This is a genomic window from uncultured Microbacterium sp. (assembly GCF_945952435.1).
Taxonomy (GTDB): Bacteria; Actinomycetota; Actinomycetes; order Actinomycetales; family Microbacteriaceae; genus Microbacterium.
This window is the reverse complement of sequence record NZ_CAMFHZ010000003.1, coordinates 162,453-177,614: the sequence shown is the minus strand read 5'-3', so window position 1 is coordinate 177,614 and position 15,162 is coordinate 162,453. Positions and strand designations below refer to the sequence as shown.

14 protein-coding genes and 1 pseudogene are annotated in these 15,162 nt (G+C 71.0%); 8 read left to right on the top strand and 7 right to left on the bottom strand.

Annotation, left to right across the window (positions count from 1 at the left end; all coding sequences use genetic code 11):
- Nucleotides 1-73, top strand: a pseudogene (locus tag Q0P88_RS02650) (50S ribosomal protein L31); the annotation flags it as partial.
- Between the two features lie 111 nt (nucleotides 74-184).
- On the opposite strand, the gene Q0P88_RS02645 reads toward Q0P88_RS02650, so the two are convergent.
- Entirely contained in the window at nucleotides 185-937 is a 753-nt protein-coding gene (locus Q0P88_RS02645) for a 3'-5' exonuclease (RefSeq protein WP_295010772.1), read from the bottom strand.
- Between the two features lie 92 nt (nucleotides 938-1,029).
- Here Q0P88_RS02645 and Q0P88_RS02640 point away from each other — a divergent pair, with 92 nt between their 5' ends.
- Entirely contained in the window at nucleotides 1,030-1,929 is a 900-nt protein-coding gene (locus tag Q0P88_RS02640) for an alpha/beta fold hydrolase (protein WP_295010770.1), read from the top strand.
- Here the strand turns inward: Q0P88_RS02640 and Q0P88_RS02635 are convergent.
- Nucleotides 1,889-2,374, bottom strand: a complete 486-nt coding sequence (locus Q0P88_RS02635; RefSeq protein ID WP_295010768.1) for an Lrp/AsnC family transcriptional regulator — start codon at nucleotides 2,372-2,374, stop codon at nucleotides 1,889-1,891. The genes Q0P88_RS02640 and Q0P88_RS02635 overlap by 41 nt on opposite strands.
- Nucleotides 2,375-2,535: 161 nt before the next feature.
- Between Q0P88_RS02635 and Q0P88_RS02630 the strand changes: the two genes are divergently transcribed.
- Genes Q0P88_RS02630 through Q0P88_RS02620 form a run of 3 tightly spaced genes read left to right on the top strand, consistent with a single transcriptional unit; the run spans nucleotide 2,536 to nucleotide 6,054 of the window.
- Nucleotides 2,536-3,645, top strand: a complete 1,110-nt coding sequence (locus Q0P88_RS02630) for a thiamine pyrophosphate-dependent enzyme (protein ID WP_295010766.1) — start codon at nucleotides 2,536-2,538, stop codon at nucleotides 3,643-3,645.
- A 1-nt stretch (nucleotide 3,646) separates the two neighbouring features.
- The gene (locus Q0P88_RS02625; RefSeq protein ID WP_295010764.1) at nucleotides 3,647-4,657 is read left to right on the top strand and encodes an alpha-ketoacid dehydrogenase subunit beta; all 1,011 of its coding nucleotides are present in this window, start codon (nucleotides 3,647-3,649) and stop codon (nucleotides 4,655-4,657) included.
- Complete coding sequence (locus Q0P88_RS02620) at nucleotides 4,654-6,054, top strand: dihydrolipoamide acetyltransferase family protein (RefSeq protein WP_295010762.1); 1,401 nt, start codon at nucleotides 4,654-4,656, stop codon at nucleotides 6,052-6,054. The genes Q0P88_RS02625 and Q0P88_RS02620 overlap by 4 nt, the downstream gene beginning before the upstream one ends.
- A gap of 20 nt (nucleotides 6,055-6,074) precedes the next feature.
- Here the strand turns inward: Q0P88_RS02620 and Q0P88_RS02615 are convergent, their stop codons facing one another.
- The 3 genes from Q0P88_RS02615 to Q0P88_RS02605 form a co-directional block, all read right to left on the bottom strand.
- The gene (locus tag Q0P88_RS02615; protein ID WP_295010791.1) at nucleotides 6,075-7,373 is read right to left on the bottom strand and encodes a nitrate/nitrite transporter; all 1,299 of its coding nucleotides are present in this window, start codon (nucleotides 7,371-7,373) and stop codon (nucleotides 6,075-6,077) included.
- Nucleotides 7,374-7,481: 108 nt separating this feature from the next.
- A complete protein-coding gene (locus Q0P88_RS02610) occupies nucleotides 7,482-8,066 on the bottom strand; it encodes a histidine phosphatase family protein (RefSeq protein ID WP_295010760.1) in 585 nt (194 codons plus the stop codon).
- Nucleotides 8,063-8,899, bottom strand: coding sequence for a Sir2 family NAD-dependent protein deacetylase (locus Q0P88_RS02605; RefSeq protein ID WP_295010758.1), 837 nt, complete (start codon nucleotides 8,897-8,899; stop codon nucleotides 8,063-8,065). The genes Q0P88_RS02610 and Q0P88_RS02605 overlap by 4 nt, the downstream gene beginning before the upstream one ends.
- A 79-nt stretch (nucleotides 8,900-8,978) precedes the next feature.
- Between Q0P88_RS02605 and Q0P88_RS02600 the strand changes: the two genes are divergently transcribed.
- Both Q0P88_RS02600 and Q0P88_RS02595 read left to right on the top strand, forming a co-directional pair.
- Nucleotides 8,979-9,812 carry an RNA methyltransferase gene (locus tag Q0P88_RS02600; RefSeq protein WP_295010757.1) on the top strand — a complete coding sequence of 278 codons (834 nt, stop codon included), beginning with the start codon at nucleotides 8,979-8,981 and terminating at the stop codon, nucleotides 9,810-9,812.
- A gap of 72 nt (nucleotides 9,813-9,884) precedes the next feature.
- The gene (locus Q0P88_RS02595) at nucleotides 9,885-11,057 is read left to right on the top strand and encodes a low temperature requirement protein A (protein ID WP_295010755.1); all 1,173 of its coding nucleotides are present in this window, start codon (nucleotides 9,885-9,887) and stop codon (nucleotides 11,055-11,057) included.
- A gap of 24 nt (nucleotides 11,058-11,081) precedes the next feature.
- Here the strand turns inward: Q0P88_RS02595 and Q0P88_RS02590 are convergent, their stop codons facing one another.
- Complete coding sequence (locus Q0P88_RS02590) at nucleotides 11,082-11,903, bottom strand: SGNH/GDSL hydrolase family protein (protein WP_295010753.1); 822 nt, start codon at nucleotides 11,901-11,903, stop codon at nucleotides 11,082-11,084.
- A 76-nt stretch (nucleotides 11,904-11,979) separates the two neighbouring features.
- Nucleotides 11,980-13,233, bottom strand: coding sequence for an LCP family protein (locus Q0P88_RS02585; protein ID WP_295010751.1), 1,254 nt, complete (start codon nucleotides 13,231-13,233; stop codon nucleotides 11,980-11,982).
- A gap of 176 nt (nucleotides 13,234-13,409) precedes the next feature.
- Here Q0P88_RS02585 and Q0P88_RS02580 point away from each other — a divergent pair, with 176 nt between their 5' ends.
- A complete protein-coding gene (locus tag Q0P88_RS02580) occupies nucleotides 13,410-15,152 on the top strand; it encodes a DEAD/DEAH box helicase (protein ID WP_295010749.1) in 1,743 nt (580 codons plus the stop codon).
- The last annotated feature ends 10 nt before the right edge of the window (nucleotides 15,153-15,162 follow it).

Sequence of the window (15,162 nt, the reverse complement as noted above, 5' to 3'; positions counted from 1 at the left end):
GCAGCGCATCATGGACTCGGCCGGCCGCGTCGAGAAGTTCAACCAGCGCTTCAAGAACTTCGGCTCCAAGTAAGCAGCCGATCGAAGGGTCCCGCTCCGGCGGGGCCCTTCGTCGTTTCTGCGGCACGTGGTTCCTGCGGCGCGGATCTCTGCAGAGCGTCATCTCTGCGGAGCGGATCCGCGGTCAGCGCCGTTCCGACGCAGGCTCCCCGGCCCGCTCGCTCGGATCGCCGACGCGGACGGGCCAGCGGCCGTCCAGCCGCTCCTCCGGATCGATCCGTCCCGTGCGGACGAAGTACTCCGTGAGACTCGCGGCCTGTGTCCTGGCCCATCCGATCTGGCGCGTGTGCAGTTCGCCGGCGCTGGCGGGCAGGGGGAAGCGTCGCGAGAGGGCCTGGGCGACGCGCCCGGCCGCCACGGCGTCGGCCGACGCGTCGTGCGCGCCCTGCAGGTCGACCCGGTAGTGCGCGGCCACGATCTCGAGCGTGCGCTTGCCCGGCCGATACCGGTCGTACGCCTTGTCGATGACGAGCGGGTCGATCACAGGCGACGGATCCTGCAGTTCTCCGATGCCGTGCCGTCGTGCCTCGTGCGCCAGGAGGGAGAAGTCGAAGGCGGCGTTGTAGGCGACGACCGGCACGCCCTGACCGAGCAGCGCGCGCAACGCGGTGACGACGCCGGCCACGACCTGCGCGGCGGGGGCTCCGTTCCTGCGCGCGCGCTCCGACGTGATCCCGTGGATCGCGGTCGCCGCCGCGGGGATGGGGATGCCCGGGTCGGCGAGCCAGGTCCGCGCGGCGATCTCCGCGCCGTGGTGGTCGAGAACGCCGACGTGCGCGGTGACGATCCGGTCACGGGCGACGTCGATCCCTGTGGTCTCCAGGTCGAAGACGCCGACGCGGGTCAGCCACGACGGCAGTTCGGGGGAGGAGGTCATGCCGACACGGTATGCGGTGGCACCGACATCGACCGGTCGGCGCGCGGGCCTCTTCGCGGAGCGAGGTGCCGGCGCGCCTCTAGACTCGAGGAATGCCCGTGCCCTCGCCCTACGCCGCGCGCCTGGAGACGATCCCGGTGCAGCGGCGAGACGTGCGGATCCTGGGCGGGACGACCGCGTACTGGGTGTACGGTCCGGCTGATGCCGCGATCACGATGATCGCGGTGCATGGGTTCCGCGGCGACCATCACGGCCTGGAGCCGGTCGTCGCGTACCTTCCCGGAGTGCGCGTCGTCATGCCGGACCTCCCCGGATTCGGCGAGACAGGACCGCTGCCGGATCGGCCGCACGACCTCGCGGCCTACGCGGAATGGCTCACCGCGTTCGCCGACGCGGTCGCGCCGGGCGCCGTCATCCTGGGCCACTCCTTCGGATCGATCGTGGCCTCCGCGGCCGTCGCGCAGGGGTTGCGGACGCCGCGCCTCGTCCTCGTCAACCCGATCGGCGCGCCCGCGCTGGAGGGGCCCAAGGCCGTTCTCACCCGCCTCGCGATCCTCTACTACGCGCTCGGCGCCCGACTGCCGGAATCGGCGGGCACGGCTCTGCTGCGGCATCCGCTGATCGTGCGCACGATGAGCGTCGCGATGGCGAAGACCTCGGATCCGCACGTGCGGCGTTTCGTGCACGATCAGCACGATGCGTACTTCTCGCTCTTCTCCGACCGGGACACGCTGCGCGACGCCTTCGTGACGAGCGTGTCGCACGACGTGAGCGAGTTCGCCGCGCGGATCTCGGTTCCCACGCTGCTCGTCGCGGCGCAGCGCGACGACATCACGCCGATCGAGGCCGAACGCCGCCTCGTCACGCTCTTCCCGGATGCGGAGCTCGTCGAGATCGCACACGTGGGGCATCTCATCCACTACGAGGCGCCGGCCGAGGCCGCCGGCGCGATCAGGCGGTTCCTCCGGCCTCTCGACGCGCCAGCCCCATGAGGCCGCCGACGCGGAACGGGATGACCTCGCCCATCGCGAGGGACGTCTCCGTCCGCTCGACGCCGTCGATGGACAGGATCCTCGCGTCGGTGTCGAAGAGGTGCCGGGCGTCCCGACAGGCGACGCGGGCGAGGATGTCGACGGATCCGCTGAGCCCGTGCGCCTGCACGACCTCGGGGACGCGGGCGAGCTCGCCGATGATCCGCGGCAGTTCCGTCTGCCGCACGCCGATGCTGACGAAGGCCTGGAGAGGGAACCCCAGCACGGCGGGGGAGAAGGCGCGCTCGTAGGGGAGGAACACGCCCGTCTGCTCCAGACGGGCCATCCGTGCCTGGATCGTGTTGCGGGACAGCCGCAGTTTCTCGGCGAGCGCGACGACGGTCGTGCGCGGATCGGCGGAGAGCATCTCCAGGATGTCGAGGTCGGTGCGGTCGAGGGCTGACATGTTGCCAAAGGCTAGCAGTCGTTCGGGGGACCTTCTTTGGCAACATGCTCAAGCGCTTGTCGAATGCTTGAGCGAGGTGTTGAGCGGACGTACGCTCAGGATCAAGCGAAGATGCCCCGGAGCGCGCCCCACGAAGGCGACGGTCCCAGAGGAGGACGACGATGTCTACCCATGTTGATCCCATCACGATCCCGGCCGGCGGTCTGGACGAGCCCGCGCACATGATCGATGCGCAGGGACGTCGCAGCGACGACCCCCGCCTCGCCCGCTACGTCGCGGACGTCACGAACGAGGAACTCCTCGGCCTCCTCCGCGACATGGTCGTCCTGCGCCGCATCGACGCCGAAGGAGTGGCGCTGCAGCGCCAGGGGCAGCTCGGGCTCTGGGCGCCCTGCCAGGGGCAGGAGGCGGCCCAGATCGGATCGGCGAGAGGCCTGCACGACGACGACGTCGTCTTCCCCAGTTACCGGGAGACGGGCGTCATGCTCGCCCGCGGCGCGAACCCGGGCGACTACGTCCGGATGTGGCGGGGCGAGGAGGGCGCGGCCTACGACCCGGCCGTCCTGCACATGGCACCGCTGCAGATCATCATCGGCGCCCAGACGCTGCACGCCGTCGGATACGCGCTCGGGATCCTGCACGACGCCTCCGACCAGGTGGCGGTGACGTACTTCGGCGACGGCGCCAGCAGCCAGGGCGACGTGAGCGAGGCGATGGTCTTCGCCGCCTCGTACCGCGCACCGGTCGTGTTCATCTGCCAGAACAACCACTGGGCGATCTCCGAGCCGGTGGCGGTGCAGTCGCAGCACCCGATCGCGGGCCGTGCCCCCGGCTTCGGCATCCCGAGCCTGCGCGTGGACGGCAACGACGTCCTCGCCTGTCTCGCCGCCACGCGCTGGGCGGCCGAGCAGGCGCGGCAGGGTTCGCCGGCGTTCCTGGAGCTCGTCACCTACCGGATGGGCCCGCACACGACAGCCGACGACCCCACCCGCTACCGCGATCCGGCGGAGCTGGAGTACTGGCGCGGCAAGGACCCGATCGCGCGACTGCAGACTCTGCTGCGTGCGGAGGGCGTGCTGACCGACGAGGTCGCCGCGATGCACGCGGCGGAGGCGGACGAGGCCGCCATGAGCATGAGGGCGGCATGCCTTTCCATGACCACGCGGGCGCCCCTCGCGGTCTTCGACGGCGTGTACGCCGAGCCGCACACGGGACTCGCCGAGGAGCGTCGGGACTACGAGCGCTACCTCGCGACCCTCGCGGAGGTGTGAGATGACGCAGATGACGATGGGCAAGGCGCTCGGTGCCGCCCTGAGGCAGTCGCTCCAGGACGACCCGAAGGTGGTTCTCCTCGGGGAGGACATCGGCAAGCTCGGCGGCGTGTTCCGGATCACGGACGGCCTGCTCGACGAGTTCGGCGCCGAACGGGTGATCGACACCCCTCTGGCCGAGTCGGGGATCGTGGGAACGGCTGTCGGCCTCGCGATGCGCGGGTACCGGCCTGTCGTCGAGATCCAGTTCGACGGCTTCGTCTACCCCGCGTTCGACCAGATCGTCTCGCAGGTCGCGAAGCTGCACTACCGCACGCAAGGCACGGTGCCCATGCCGATCACGATCCGCATCCCGTGGGCCGGCGGGATCGGTGCGGCCGAGCACCACTCCGAGTCGCCCGAGGCCTACTTCGTGCACACGGCGGGCCTCCGCGTGATCGCCGTCTCGAATCCGCAGGATGCCTATGCCTGCCTGCGTCAGGCGATCGCGAGCAACGACCCCGTGATCTTCTTCGAGCCCAAGCGCCTGTACCACGCGAAGGGCGAGGTGGATCTAGAGACGCCTCTCGCCGACACCGCTCCGATGGGGCTGGCGACCGTGGTCCGCGAGGGTACCGATGCGACGATCGTCACGTACGGGGCGATGGTGCGGACGGCCCTGGACGCGGCGGAGGCCGCGGCGGAGGAGGGGCGATCGCTCGAGGTCGTCGACCTGCGTTCGCTCTCGCCCGTCGACTACGGCACCGTGTGCGCCTCGGTGCGGCGCACGGGACGCGTGGTCGTCGTGCACGAGGCCGCCAGGGAGGCCGGCGTCGCGGCCGAGGTCATCGCGAGCATCACCGAGAAGTGCTTCACGTGGCTCGAGGCCGCCCCGCTGCGCGTGACCGGTCACGACATCCCGTATCCGCCGGCGAAGCTGGAGAAGTTCCACCTGCCCGATCTCGACAGGATCCTGGACGCGGTGGATCGCGTGCTCGATGATGCACAGCTCCTGGAAGGGGCCGACCGATGAAGCAGGAGTTTCGCCTCCCCGATCTCGGCGAGGGCCTCACCGAGGCGGAGATCGTGCAGTGGCTGGTCGCCGAGGGGGACACGGTCACGCTCAACCAGACCCTGGCCGAGGTCGAGACCGCGAAGGCCATCGTCGAGCTGCCCTCGCCGCACGCCGGCGTGATCTCGTCGTTGCACGCCGCGGCGGGGGAGGTCGTGCCGGTCGGGTCCCCGCTCGTCGCCTTCGAGCTCGAGGGCGAGGAAGGGGCCGCGCCCGCCCGGGATGCGCACGGGGCGGCACAGGCCGAGGCCGCCGAGGAGGGCACGGGGCCGAACCTCGTGGGCTACGGCGCCGCCGCCCGCACCGGCCGACCGCAGCGCCGGGCGCGTCGGGGCGGTGCGACGACGGTCGCGGCGCCCGACGCCGAGGTGCGGGTCGCCGCGCCCCACGACGCGATCGCGGAGACGCCGGCCCCTCCGCACCGGGGCGAGCGTCCCCGCTCGACGCCGCCCGTGCGCGCCTATGCGAAGCGTCTGGGCGTGGACCTCGCGCTCGTCGCCGCCGAGCTCGGCGATCGTGTCATCGTGCGCAGCGATGTCGAGGCGTACCGCGAACGGCTCTCGGAGCGTGCGGGGGATCGCGTCGAGGGCGTCCCGACCGCGACGGGCTTCCCGACCGCGACGGGCTTCCCGACGCGCGAGGGCGGGGTGGGCGAGCGGCGGACGACGCGGATCCCGATCCGGGGCGTCCGCAAGCACACGGCAGAGGCGATGGTGCAGAGCGCGTTCACCGCGCCGCACGTGACGACGTTCCACACGGTCGACGTCACGGCGACCAGCGAGCTCATCGCCTCCCTGCGGGCGACGGCTCCCGCCGACGCTCCGCGGATCGGCGTGCTCACGGTGGTGGCCAAGGCCGTGTGCCTCGCGCTGGCCCAGCACCCCGGCCTCAACGCGCGCTGGGACGGTGCGGCCGGCGAGATCGTGCAGCAGCACTTCGTGGACCTGGGCATCGCGGCGGCGACAGACCGCGGTCTCATCGTGCCGGTCATCCGCGACGCCGAGCGGCTGCCCCTCGGCGAGCTCGCCGAGGCGATCGCCGCACTGACCCGCACCGCCCGCAGCGGCAAGACCCCTCCCGCCGACCTCGCAGGAGGGACGTTCTCGCTCACCAACATCGGCGTGTTCGGCATCGACGCAGGCACGCCGATCCTGCCCCCGGGACAGACCGGGATTCTCGCTCTGGGTGCCGTGCGGCGCCAGCCCTGGGAGTATCGCGCGACGATCGCCCTGCGCGACGTCATGACGCTCAGTCTCTCCTTCGACCACCGGATCGTCGACGGCGCGGAGGGTGCGCAGTTCCTGAAGACCGTCGCCGACGTCCTTCAGGACCCCGGCCGGGCGATGTTGCTGGCCTGAACGCCCCGCCGACGGCCGGATCAGCGGGTCGGGGCGCCGCGGCGCCGCGGCCCGCGGTCGAGACCGAGGACCCGCCGGGTCAAACGCCGTTCCCGCACGATGAAGGCGCTGCCGACGACCCAGAGCGGGACCTGGGTCAGGAACGCCCAGCGGAACGCGTCGAGGCGGTAGGTGTCCGGCGTGCCCGCTCCCTGCAGGTCGAGCGCGAGCCCGATGAGGAAGATCGCGATCAGCCCCGCGAGGAAGCCGCCGCCGTTGACCACCCCGGTCGCGGTGGAGAGCCGATGCTGCGGATTGTGCGTGCGGGCGTGGTCGAACGCGATCATCGACGCAGGCCCGCCGGAGGCGAGCGCGACGGCGAGCAGGAGGAGCAGCCAGAGCGGCGCGGGTCCTGGCCAGAGGATCACCCCGAGCCAGACGATCAGCTGCAGGGCGACCGTGGGAAGCACGAGCATCAGGGACCTGCTCGTGGGACGTCGCGCGGAGAGCGCGCCCATGAGCGGGCCGAAGACGACGCCGCAGATCACGAAGACCGTCGTCACGAGCGCGGCCGTGCCCGTGGACAGGCCCTCGCCGACGGTGAGGAACGGGATGCCCCAGAGCATCATGAATGCCGTGCCCGCGAACGGCGTCGTGAAATGGGTCCAGAAGCCGAGGCGCGTGCCCGGCTGAGCCAGCGCCTCGCGCAGCGAGACGCGCAGGTCGGCTTGCGAGGTGACGACGCGGATCGCGCCGGTGTCCGTGTCGACCGAGACGTCCTCCGCCTGCTCCGGCGGGCGGTTGCGGATGAGCGCGAACACGATGACCGAGAACAGCATGCCGAGCCCGGCGAGACTGCCGAACGCGACGGACCACGTCGTGGAGTGCAGGAGCACGGGGAAGGGCAGGAGCGCGACGAGCTGTCCCATCTGCCCCACGATCCCGGTGAGCTGCGCCATGAGCGGACCGCGCTGCGCCGGGAACCACACCGCGACGAGGCGCAGCACGCCCGGGAAGATCGCCGCATCGCCCGCGCCGAGCAGCATGCGCGCCACGATCGCGACGCCGACGTTCGGTGCGAAGGCCATCACGAGCTGCCCGGCGGCCATGAGGACCATCCCGGCGACCATGATCGGGCGGGAGCCGTAGCGGTCCAGCAGAACGCCCACCGGAATCTGCATCAGGCCGTAGACGGCCAGCTGCAGCACGGCGAAGAGCGAGAGCGTCGAGGCGTCGGCCTGGAACAGATGGGCGGCGTCCACTCCGACGGCCGACAGCGACGTGCGATTCGTGATCGAGAGCACGTACGCGGCGACTCCCACCGTCCAGATCGTCCACATCCGCCAGGCCGGAACGGGGGCAGGAATCACGGTTCTCCTCGGTATCGCTTGGCGTTCCAGTCTACGTCCGGCACCTCGTCAGCCCGGGCGGTCCCGGCTTCGGCAGGGTCAGACGGTGGCGGCGTCGATGAGCCGCAGACCGCCGCCGTCCATGACGAAGCGATGCAGGGAAGCGTTGCCGATCCGCTGGCCAGGGTCCGGAAGCGTGCCCGCGGAGGCATGTTCGAGGAGAGCACGGATCACACCCCCGTGCGTCGCGACGAGAACGGACTCCGGCCGGGGCGCCGAGCGGCGCCGGGCCGCGAGATCGATGCGACGTAGGGAGGCGAGGCTGCGTGCCAGGAGCTGCTCGGCGGTCTCCGCGTTCGGAGCGTCGTGACCGGCGGCACGATAGCGCCGGGCGTATTCCTCCCATGACATACCTTCGCCGTCCCCGTATCCGCGTTCTCGCATGCCCGTCGCGATGAGGGGGGACGCAAGCCCGTGCGCGTGCGCGATGATCTCCGCGGTCTCCCGGGCGCGCCCCAACGGGCTCGTGTAGACCACGTCGAACGACGCACCGTGCAGCGATGCGGCCGCGGCGCGCGCCTGCTCCCGCCCCGTCTCGTTGAGCGGGATGTCCGTGGATCCCTGCAGCCGGCCCTGCCGGTTCCAATCCGTCTCGCCGTGTCGGACGAGGGTGAGCAGGGTCATGGCAGCAACTCCAGGAGGGCGGGGAGCACGACGCTCGTGGAAGCGGCGACGATCGCGGTGGCCCACGTATCCGCGCGCGTCGGCTCGAGGTTGACGATGACGAGGGGGAGATCCCGGCGACGGGCGCGCTCGATGATCCGGATCCCGGAGTTGACGACGAGCGAGGACCCGGCGACGACGAGCGCCTCCGCGGAGCGCATGAGGGCTTCGGCATCGGCGAAGCGCGGGCGCGGGACGTATTCGCCGAAGAAGACGACGTCCGGTTTCACGGCGCCCCCGCAGACGGTGCAGGTCGGCAGGACGAAGCCATCGGTCGTCTCGGGTCTCACATCGCCATCGGGGCCGAGCAGGATCTCGTCCGGCACATCCACCCAGGGGTTGCGCGCCTCGATCTGCGCGGCGACGGCGTCGCGGGAGAAGCGCTGCCCGCAGCGCAGGCAGAACACCGTGTGGAGCGTGCCGTGCAGCTCGACGACGCGCTCGGATCCGGCGGCGAGGTGCAGTCCGTCGACGTTCTGCGTGATGACGCCCGCCCCGCGACCCTCGCGCTCCAGCGTCGCGATCGCGCGGTGCCCTGCGTTCGGGACGCTCTGGCGCATCGACCGCCAGCCGAGATGCGCGCCGAGCCAGTAACGGCGCTGCGCCGCCGCTGACCCGAGGAACTCCTGCCCGGTCATGGGCGCACGACGCGGCGTGGATCCGGCGCCGCGGTAGGCGGGGATCCCGGAGTCCGTCGACAGCCCCGCGCCGGTGAGGAAGGCGATCCGTCGCCCCGCCAGCGCTCGGGCGGCCTCAGCCAGCTGAGCCGTCAGCGTCGGCGTGATCGTGTGCACCGGACCTCCCTGCGTCCAAGTCTACGGGCGCGCGGCGGGACGTCCGCCGGGAGCCGGAGGGTCCTGGAAGACTGCAGAGGTGATCGAGATCCGCATCGACGACTCCTCCGATCCCCGCCTGGACGACTATCGCTCGCTCACCGACACGGCCGGGCGCACGCGCGACGACGTCGAGGGCGGACGGTACATGGCGGAGTCCTTCAAGGTCATCGAACGTGCGCTGCGCGCCGGCCATCTCCCGCGCTCGGTGCTGACCCAGGAGCGCTGGTTGCCCGCCGTCCGCGAGCTGCTCCACGACGACGACGAGACCCCGGTCTACATCGCGGCCGACACCCTCGTCGAGGCCGTCGCCGGGTATCCGGTGCACCGCGGGGCGCTCGCGGCGATGCACCGACCGCGGTTGCCGACCGTGGATCGGCTTCTCCGCGAGGCGGAGGCGCAGAGCGCGTCGCCGCGGATCGCCGTGCTGGAGAGCCTGACCGACCACGCGAACGTGGGAGCCGTGTTCCGCTGCGCCGCCGCGCTCGGGGTGCGGGCGGTGCTGCTGTCGCCGGATTGCGCGGATCCCCTGTACCGGCGCGCGGTGCGGGTCTCGATGGGGACCGTTTTCCAGGTGCCCTGGGCGCGGTTCGCGCGGTGGCCCGACGGCATCGACGAGCTGCACGACGCGGGCTACGTGGTCGCGGGGATGACGCTGGGGGAGTCCGCGATCCCCCTCGACGCGCTGGTCGCGGAAAGCCCCGCGCGTCTGGCCCTCGTGTTCGGCACCGAGGGCGACGGGATCACGCCGTGCACCGACCGCCTGCTCGATCGCCGGGTCGTCATCCCGATGACGGGAGAGGTGGACTCGCTGAACGTCGCCGCCGCGGCCGCGGTCGCGTTCTACGCGACGCGGCGTCCCGGTGAAGAATGACCGCACCGGGGAAGATGGGGCGCAAGGGCCCACGGCGACCCCGCCCGGCCGACGCGCAGAGAGGATCACGGCATGACCCGTGAGAACCGCTTCCGACTCGTTCCCATGCGCCCCCGGGACCCGCACGAGGGCGGGCGCACGGCTTCCACGCTGGAGCTGTTCTTCGACCTCGTGTTCGTCGTCGCGGTCAGTATCGCCTCGGCGGAGCTGCACCACGAACTCACCGCGGGGCACGTCGCGGACGGCATCCTCAACTATGCGATCGTCTTCTTCGGCATCTGGTGGGCGTGGATGAACTTCACGTGGTTCGCCACGTCGTTCGACACCGACGACTGGTTCTACCGCGTGCTGACGATCGTGCAGATGGGCGGCGTGCTCGTTCTCGCCTCGGGCATCGGTCCCGCCTTCGAGGACCACGACTTCACGGTCCTCATCATCGCGTACGTCGTGATGCGCCTCGGGATGGTGGCGCAGTGGCTGCGGGCGTCCCGCACTCCGGGTCCGTCCGGCAGGGCGGCGCTGATCTACGCCGGTGGGATCGCCCTCGTCCAGGTGCTCTGGCTCGCCTCGTTGCTGCTGCCCCGGGAGTGGTTCTCCGTCGCGCTCGTCGTGCTCATCGCGGCCGAGCTCGCCGTCCCGCTGGTCGCCGAGCGCATCGGATCCACACCGTGGCATCCGCATCACATCACCGAGCGCTACGGCCTGTTCACGCTCATCCTGCTCGGCGAGAGCCTGCTGGGCTCCGCGAACGCGATCATCGAGGCCCTCCGCGGCATCGACGAGCTCGGCCCGCTGATCGGCGTCGCCGCGCTCGCGCTCGTCTCGACCGCCGCCCTGTGGTGGATCTACTTCTGGGCCCCGCACCACCACGCCATCGGCTCGTTCGCGAACTCTCTGGCCTACGGGTACGGGCACTACTTCGTGTTCGCCGCGGCGGGCGCCTTCTCCGCGGGGATCGAGGTGGAGATCGACGTGCTGACCGACCACAGCACGCTCCACGCACCCTGGTCCTCGTTCGCGTTCACCGTTCCGCTCGCGGTGTTCCTCCTCGGCGTCTGGTTGCTCGTGATCCGTCCCCGCGCGGACCGGATCGTGAACACGGTGGTCCCGGTCGCGGCTCTCCTCGTGCTGATCGACCCTCTGGTGCCTGTGCCGTTCGCGGTGACCACGCTGATCCTCGCCGCCGTCGTCGTCGTCCTGGTCTGGCGGCGGCCGATCGAACCCGCAGGGCACCGGGAGCGGTAGGAAGCGCCCGAACCGGGAACCGCGTCAGTCCTCGGGGAAGGCGATCGGCAGCGGTTCGGGGCGCTTCGCCTCGATCGAGTCACCGGAGGACTGGTGGCGCAGGCGCCGCAGGACCCAGGGCACGAGGTGCGTCCTCGCCCAGACGAGGTCTTCGCTGCGCGCCGCCCGCCAGGTGCGCTGGGGGAGCGGATCGGGCTGCAGCGCCTGCAACTCGTTCGGCACGTTGAGGGCTCCGAGGACGAGCCGTGCCACCTCGTGATGCCCGAGCGGGTTCATGTGCAGCCGGTCGTCGGCGAAGAACCGCGGATCCTGAATCGTCTTGAGCCCCCACTGATCCGCGACGATGCAGTCGTGGCGCTCCGCGATCGCTCGGACGTTCTCGTTGTAGATCGCGACCTTGCCGCGGAACGGGCGGAACACCGGGGTGAAGTTCGTGTCGATCCCGGTGATGAGCACGATCGCCGCGCCCGTGCGTGCCAGCCGCGTCACCATGTCGTCGAGCTGGATCGCGATCTCGTCGGGATCCGTCCCCGGGCGGATGACGTCGTTCCCGCCCGCGCAGAGCGTGAGCAGGTCGGGGTTCAGGGCGATCGCGGGCTCCACCTGGCCGTCCGCGATCTGCGCGATGAGCTTTCCCCGGACCGCGAGGTTCGCGTACGCGAAGTCCTCGCTCTGCGCGCCGAGCACCTCGGCGACGCGGTCGGCCCAGCCCCGGTTGCCGCCGGGGGCCGTCGGATCAGGGTCCCCGATGCCCTCCGTGAAGGAGTCGCCCAGAGCGACGTAGCGGCGCCAGGGGTGCGGACTGTCGTTGGGGACGTACGGGGTGCGCGGCTCGTGACCGGTCATGTGCTTCCTCCCTGCGTCCGCACGATCGGCCGGACGCCGGATCCGACGATACTCGCGCGGCTCGCCCGGCGCGTGCTCAGCCGGACGTGTCCCCGTTCGTGCAGGTCTGCTGCGCCGCGGTGCTTCCGCGGACGTTCTCCGACAGCGGCACGGCCGAGGGAGCGGGTGTGGCGGTCGCCGCCGCCGACGGCGCCGGTGAGGCGGTCGCCGTCCCGGTTGGAGCGCTCGGCTCCACGGTGACCCCGTCGTCCTCCGTGTTCTGGTGCGTGATCTGCACCGGCTGGTTCGCGGCGACCGCGGCCCAGAGCGTCGCCGCCGCCGAGTCGTCGGGGACCACCCTGTTCGGGTTGTCCGGGGCGGTGACGTTCGGGTACTGGATGAACGTGATGTCGGCAGGCTTCACGTCCTTCACGGCCAGAGCGAGCTGCACGATCGTCATCGGATCGGTCAGCGTGGTGCTGGCCTCCAGGTTGCTGAGCGCGATGTTGGCGATCTTCAGCACCTCGGGGACGTTGCCCAGCACCTGCCCGCTCGTGAGCTGCCGGGCGAGGCTGGCCAGGTACTGCTGCTGATTGCCGATGCGCGCCAGATCGCTGCCGGAGACGAGTCCGTGCCGGGTGCGCAGGAACTGCAGCGCCTGCATGCCCTGGATCGTGTGCTCGCCCGCGCTCAGATCCAGGCCGGTGTAGGGATCCTGGAGCGGCGTCGCGAGGCAGACCTGCACGCCGCCGATCGCGTTCGTGATGTCGATGACCGTGCCGAAGTTCACGGCGGCCGCGAAGTCGATCTGCTGACCGGACAGGGCGGACACGGTCTTCGCCACGCAGGAGAGGCCACCCTCCTGATACGTCGTGTTGATCTGCGCGCCGTCCTGGGCCGAGACGTACGACCCGTCCTTCGCGGTGCACTCCGGCACCGGGGCGATCAGATCGCGGGGAAAGCTGACCACGGTGATCCGACGAGGGCCGTTGGACACGTGCACGAGCATGGTGACGTCGTTGTTGACGCTGTCCGCATCGGGGCCGTCGCATCGACCGGGGAACAGTGCCGCATACTTCTGCTCGCAGGCATCGATCCCGGTCACGAGCAGATTGAATCCCGACTTGTACGCGGCGATGTCCGGGGCCGTCGCCGGTGCCCCTTCCAGTCGCACGGCGTTGCGGGCCACCGCGGTGTGCAGATCGGTGAGCACGTAGCCGACGACGCCGACCGCACTGACGAGCACGACCGCGAGGGACACGCCGATCACGCGGAGGAGGCGCACCCACGGGCGTGCGTCGTGCGCTCCGCTGTGTTGCGCGAGCGGGGGCGCGGGGGTGCGTCGGGTCACGGTGCTCCTTCGGTCTCGGCGCGCGCCGAAGCGCTCCATACGCGGCTCACGCTAAGTCGACACGCCATGGATCGTCTGGGCCGGAGCCCAGGGATCCCTGTGACCGCGGGCGGGCCACGCATGCCGGTGTCCGTGCGGGCGCGCGATGTCTGCCGCCTCGTCTATCGTGGAATCCCATGCTCTCTCCGTCCTTCCCTCAGCGCGCGCCCTGGGGAACCGCGGACCGGCTGAGGGCGTGGCAGCGGGAGGCGCTCGAGGAGTACTTCCGGGTGGAGCACCGCCGCGACTTCCTGGTCGCGGCCACTCCGGGCGCCGGCAAGACCACGTTCGCGCTGACCCTCGCGGTCGAGCTTCTGCGCACGCACGAGGTCGATCGGATCATCGTCGTCGCCCCGACCGAGCACCTCAAGACGCAGTGGGCCGACGCCGCGGCGCGCGTGCACATCCGCCTGGATCCGCGCTTCCGGAACAGCGAATGGGCTCCGTCGCGGCAGTATCACGGGGTGGTGGTGACGTACGCGCAGGTCGCGGCCAGGTCGTCCGTGCACCGGCATCTCACGGAGGACGCGCGCACGCTCGTCATCCTCGACGAGGTGCATCACGGCGGCGATGCGCTGAGCTGGGGCGATGCGATCCGCGACGCGTACGCGCCGGCGAAGCGTCGCCTGCTGCTCAGCGGAACGCCGTTCCGCAGCGACACCGCTCCGATCCCTTTCGTCGAGTACCTCCCCGACGAGTCCGGGGCGCGAGTATCGAGCACCGACTACGCGTACGGCTACGGCCGGGCGCTTCAGGACGGCGTGGTGCGGCCGGTGCTGTTCCACATGTACGCCGGCAAGATGCGGTGGCGTACCAGCGCGGGCGACGAGCTGGAGGCCCACCTCGGACAGGACAACACCAAGGACGTCACCGCACAGGCGTGGCGCACCGCCTTGGATCCCGAAGGCGAGTGGATGCCGGCGGTGCTTTCCGCGGCGGACCGTCGGCTGACCGAGATCCGGCACCATGTGCCGGATGCGGGAGGACTCGTGCTCGCGACGGACCAGACGGTCGCCCGCGCGTACGCGAAGATCCTGCATGCCCTGACCGGGCAGCGACCGACCGTTGTCCTCTCGGACGATGCGACCGCATCCGAGCGCATCGAGAGGTTCAGCGCCTCGAACGATCGGTGGATGGTCGCGGTGCGCATGGTGTCCGAGGGCGTCGACGTTCCGCGCCTCGCGGTCGGCGTCTACGCGACCTCGTCCTCCACGCCGCTCTTCTTCGCACAGGCGATCGGCCGTTTCGTTCGGGCTCGGCGTCGTGGCGAGGCCGCGAGCGTGTTCCTGCCGAACGTCCCCGTGCTGATGAAGCTCGCGAACGAGCTCGAGAAGCAGCGGGACCATGCGCTGGACCGTGCTTCGAAGGACGAGGACGGCCTCGAGGACTCGCTGCTGGAGAGCGCGAACCGCGAGGACGAGGCGTCCGATGCGCTCACCCAGGAGTTCAGCTACCAGGCGATCTCCTCCCTCGCGCATTTCGATCGGGTGGTCTTCGACGGGAAGGAGTTCGGTCAGCTCGCCGAACCGAACACGCCCGAGGAGGAGGAGTTCATCGGCATCCCCGGGTTGCTCGAACCCGAGCACGTGCACGAACTGCTCATGCAGCGGCAGAGCAGGCAGTCAAAGCTGCGCGAGGCGCGGGAGGCGACCGTCCCCGCCACGACCACGACGCTTCCCGAGCCGCTGCACCGCACGCTGCGCGAACAGCGGCAGCTGCTGAACAGCCTCGTGGGCGTCTACGCGCGGCAGACGGGCGAGCCGCACGGCGCCGTGCATGCCGAGCTCCGGCGCCTGTGCGGCGGGCCCGCGGTGGCCCAGGCGACCGTCACCCAACTCCAGGCCCGGATCGACCTGCTCCGTCGCAGAGTCCGGGCGTGAGCGACCGCGG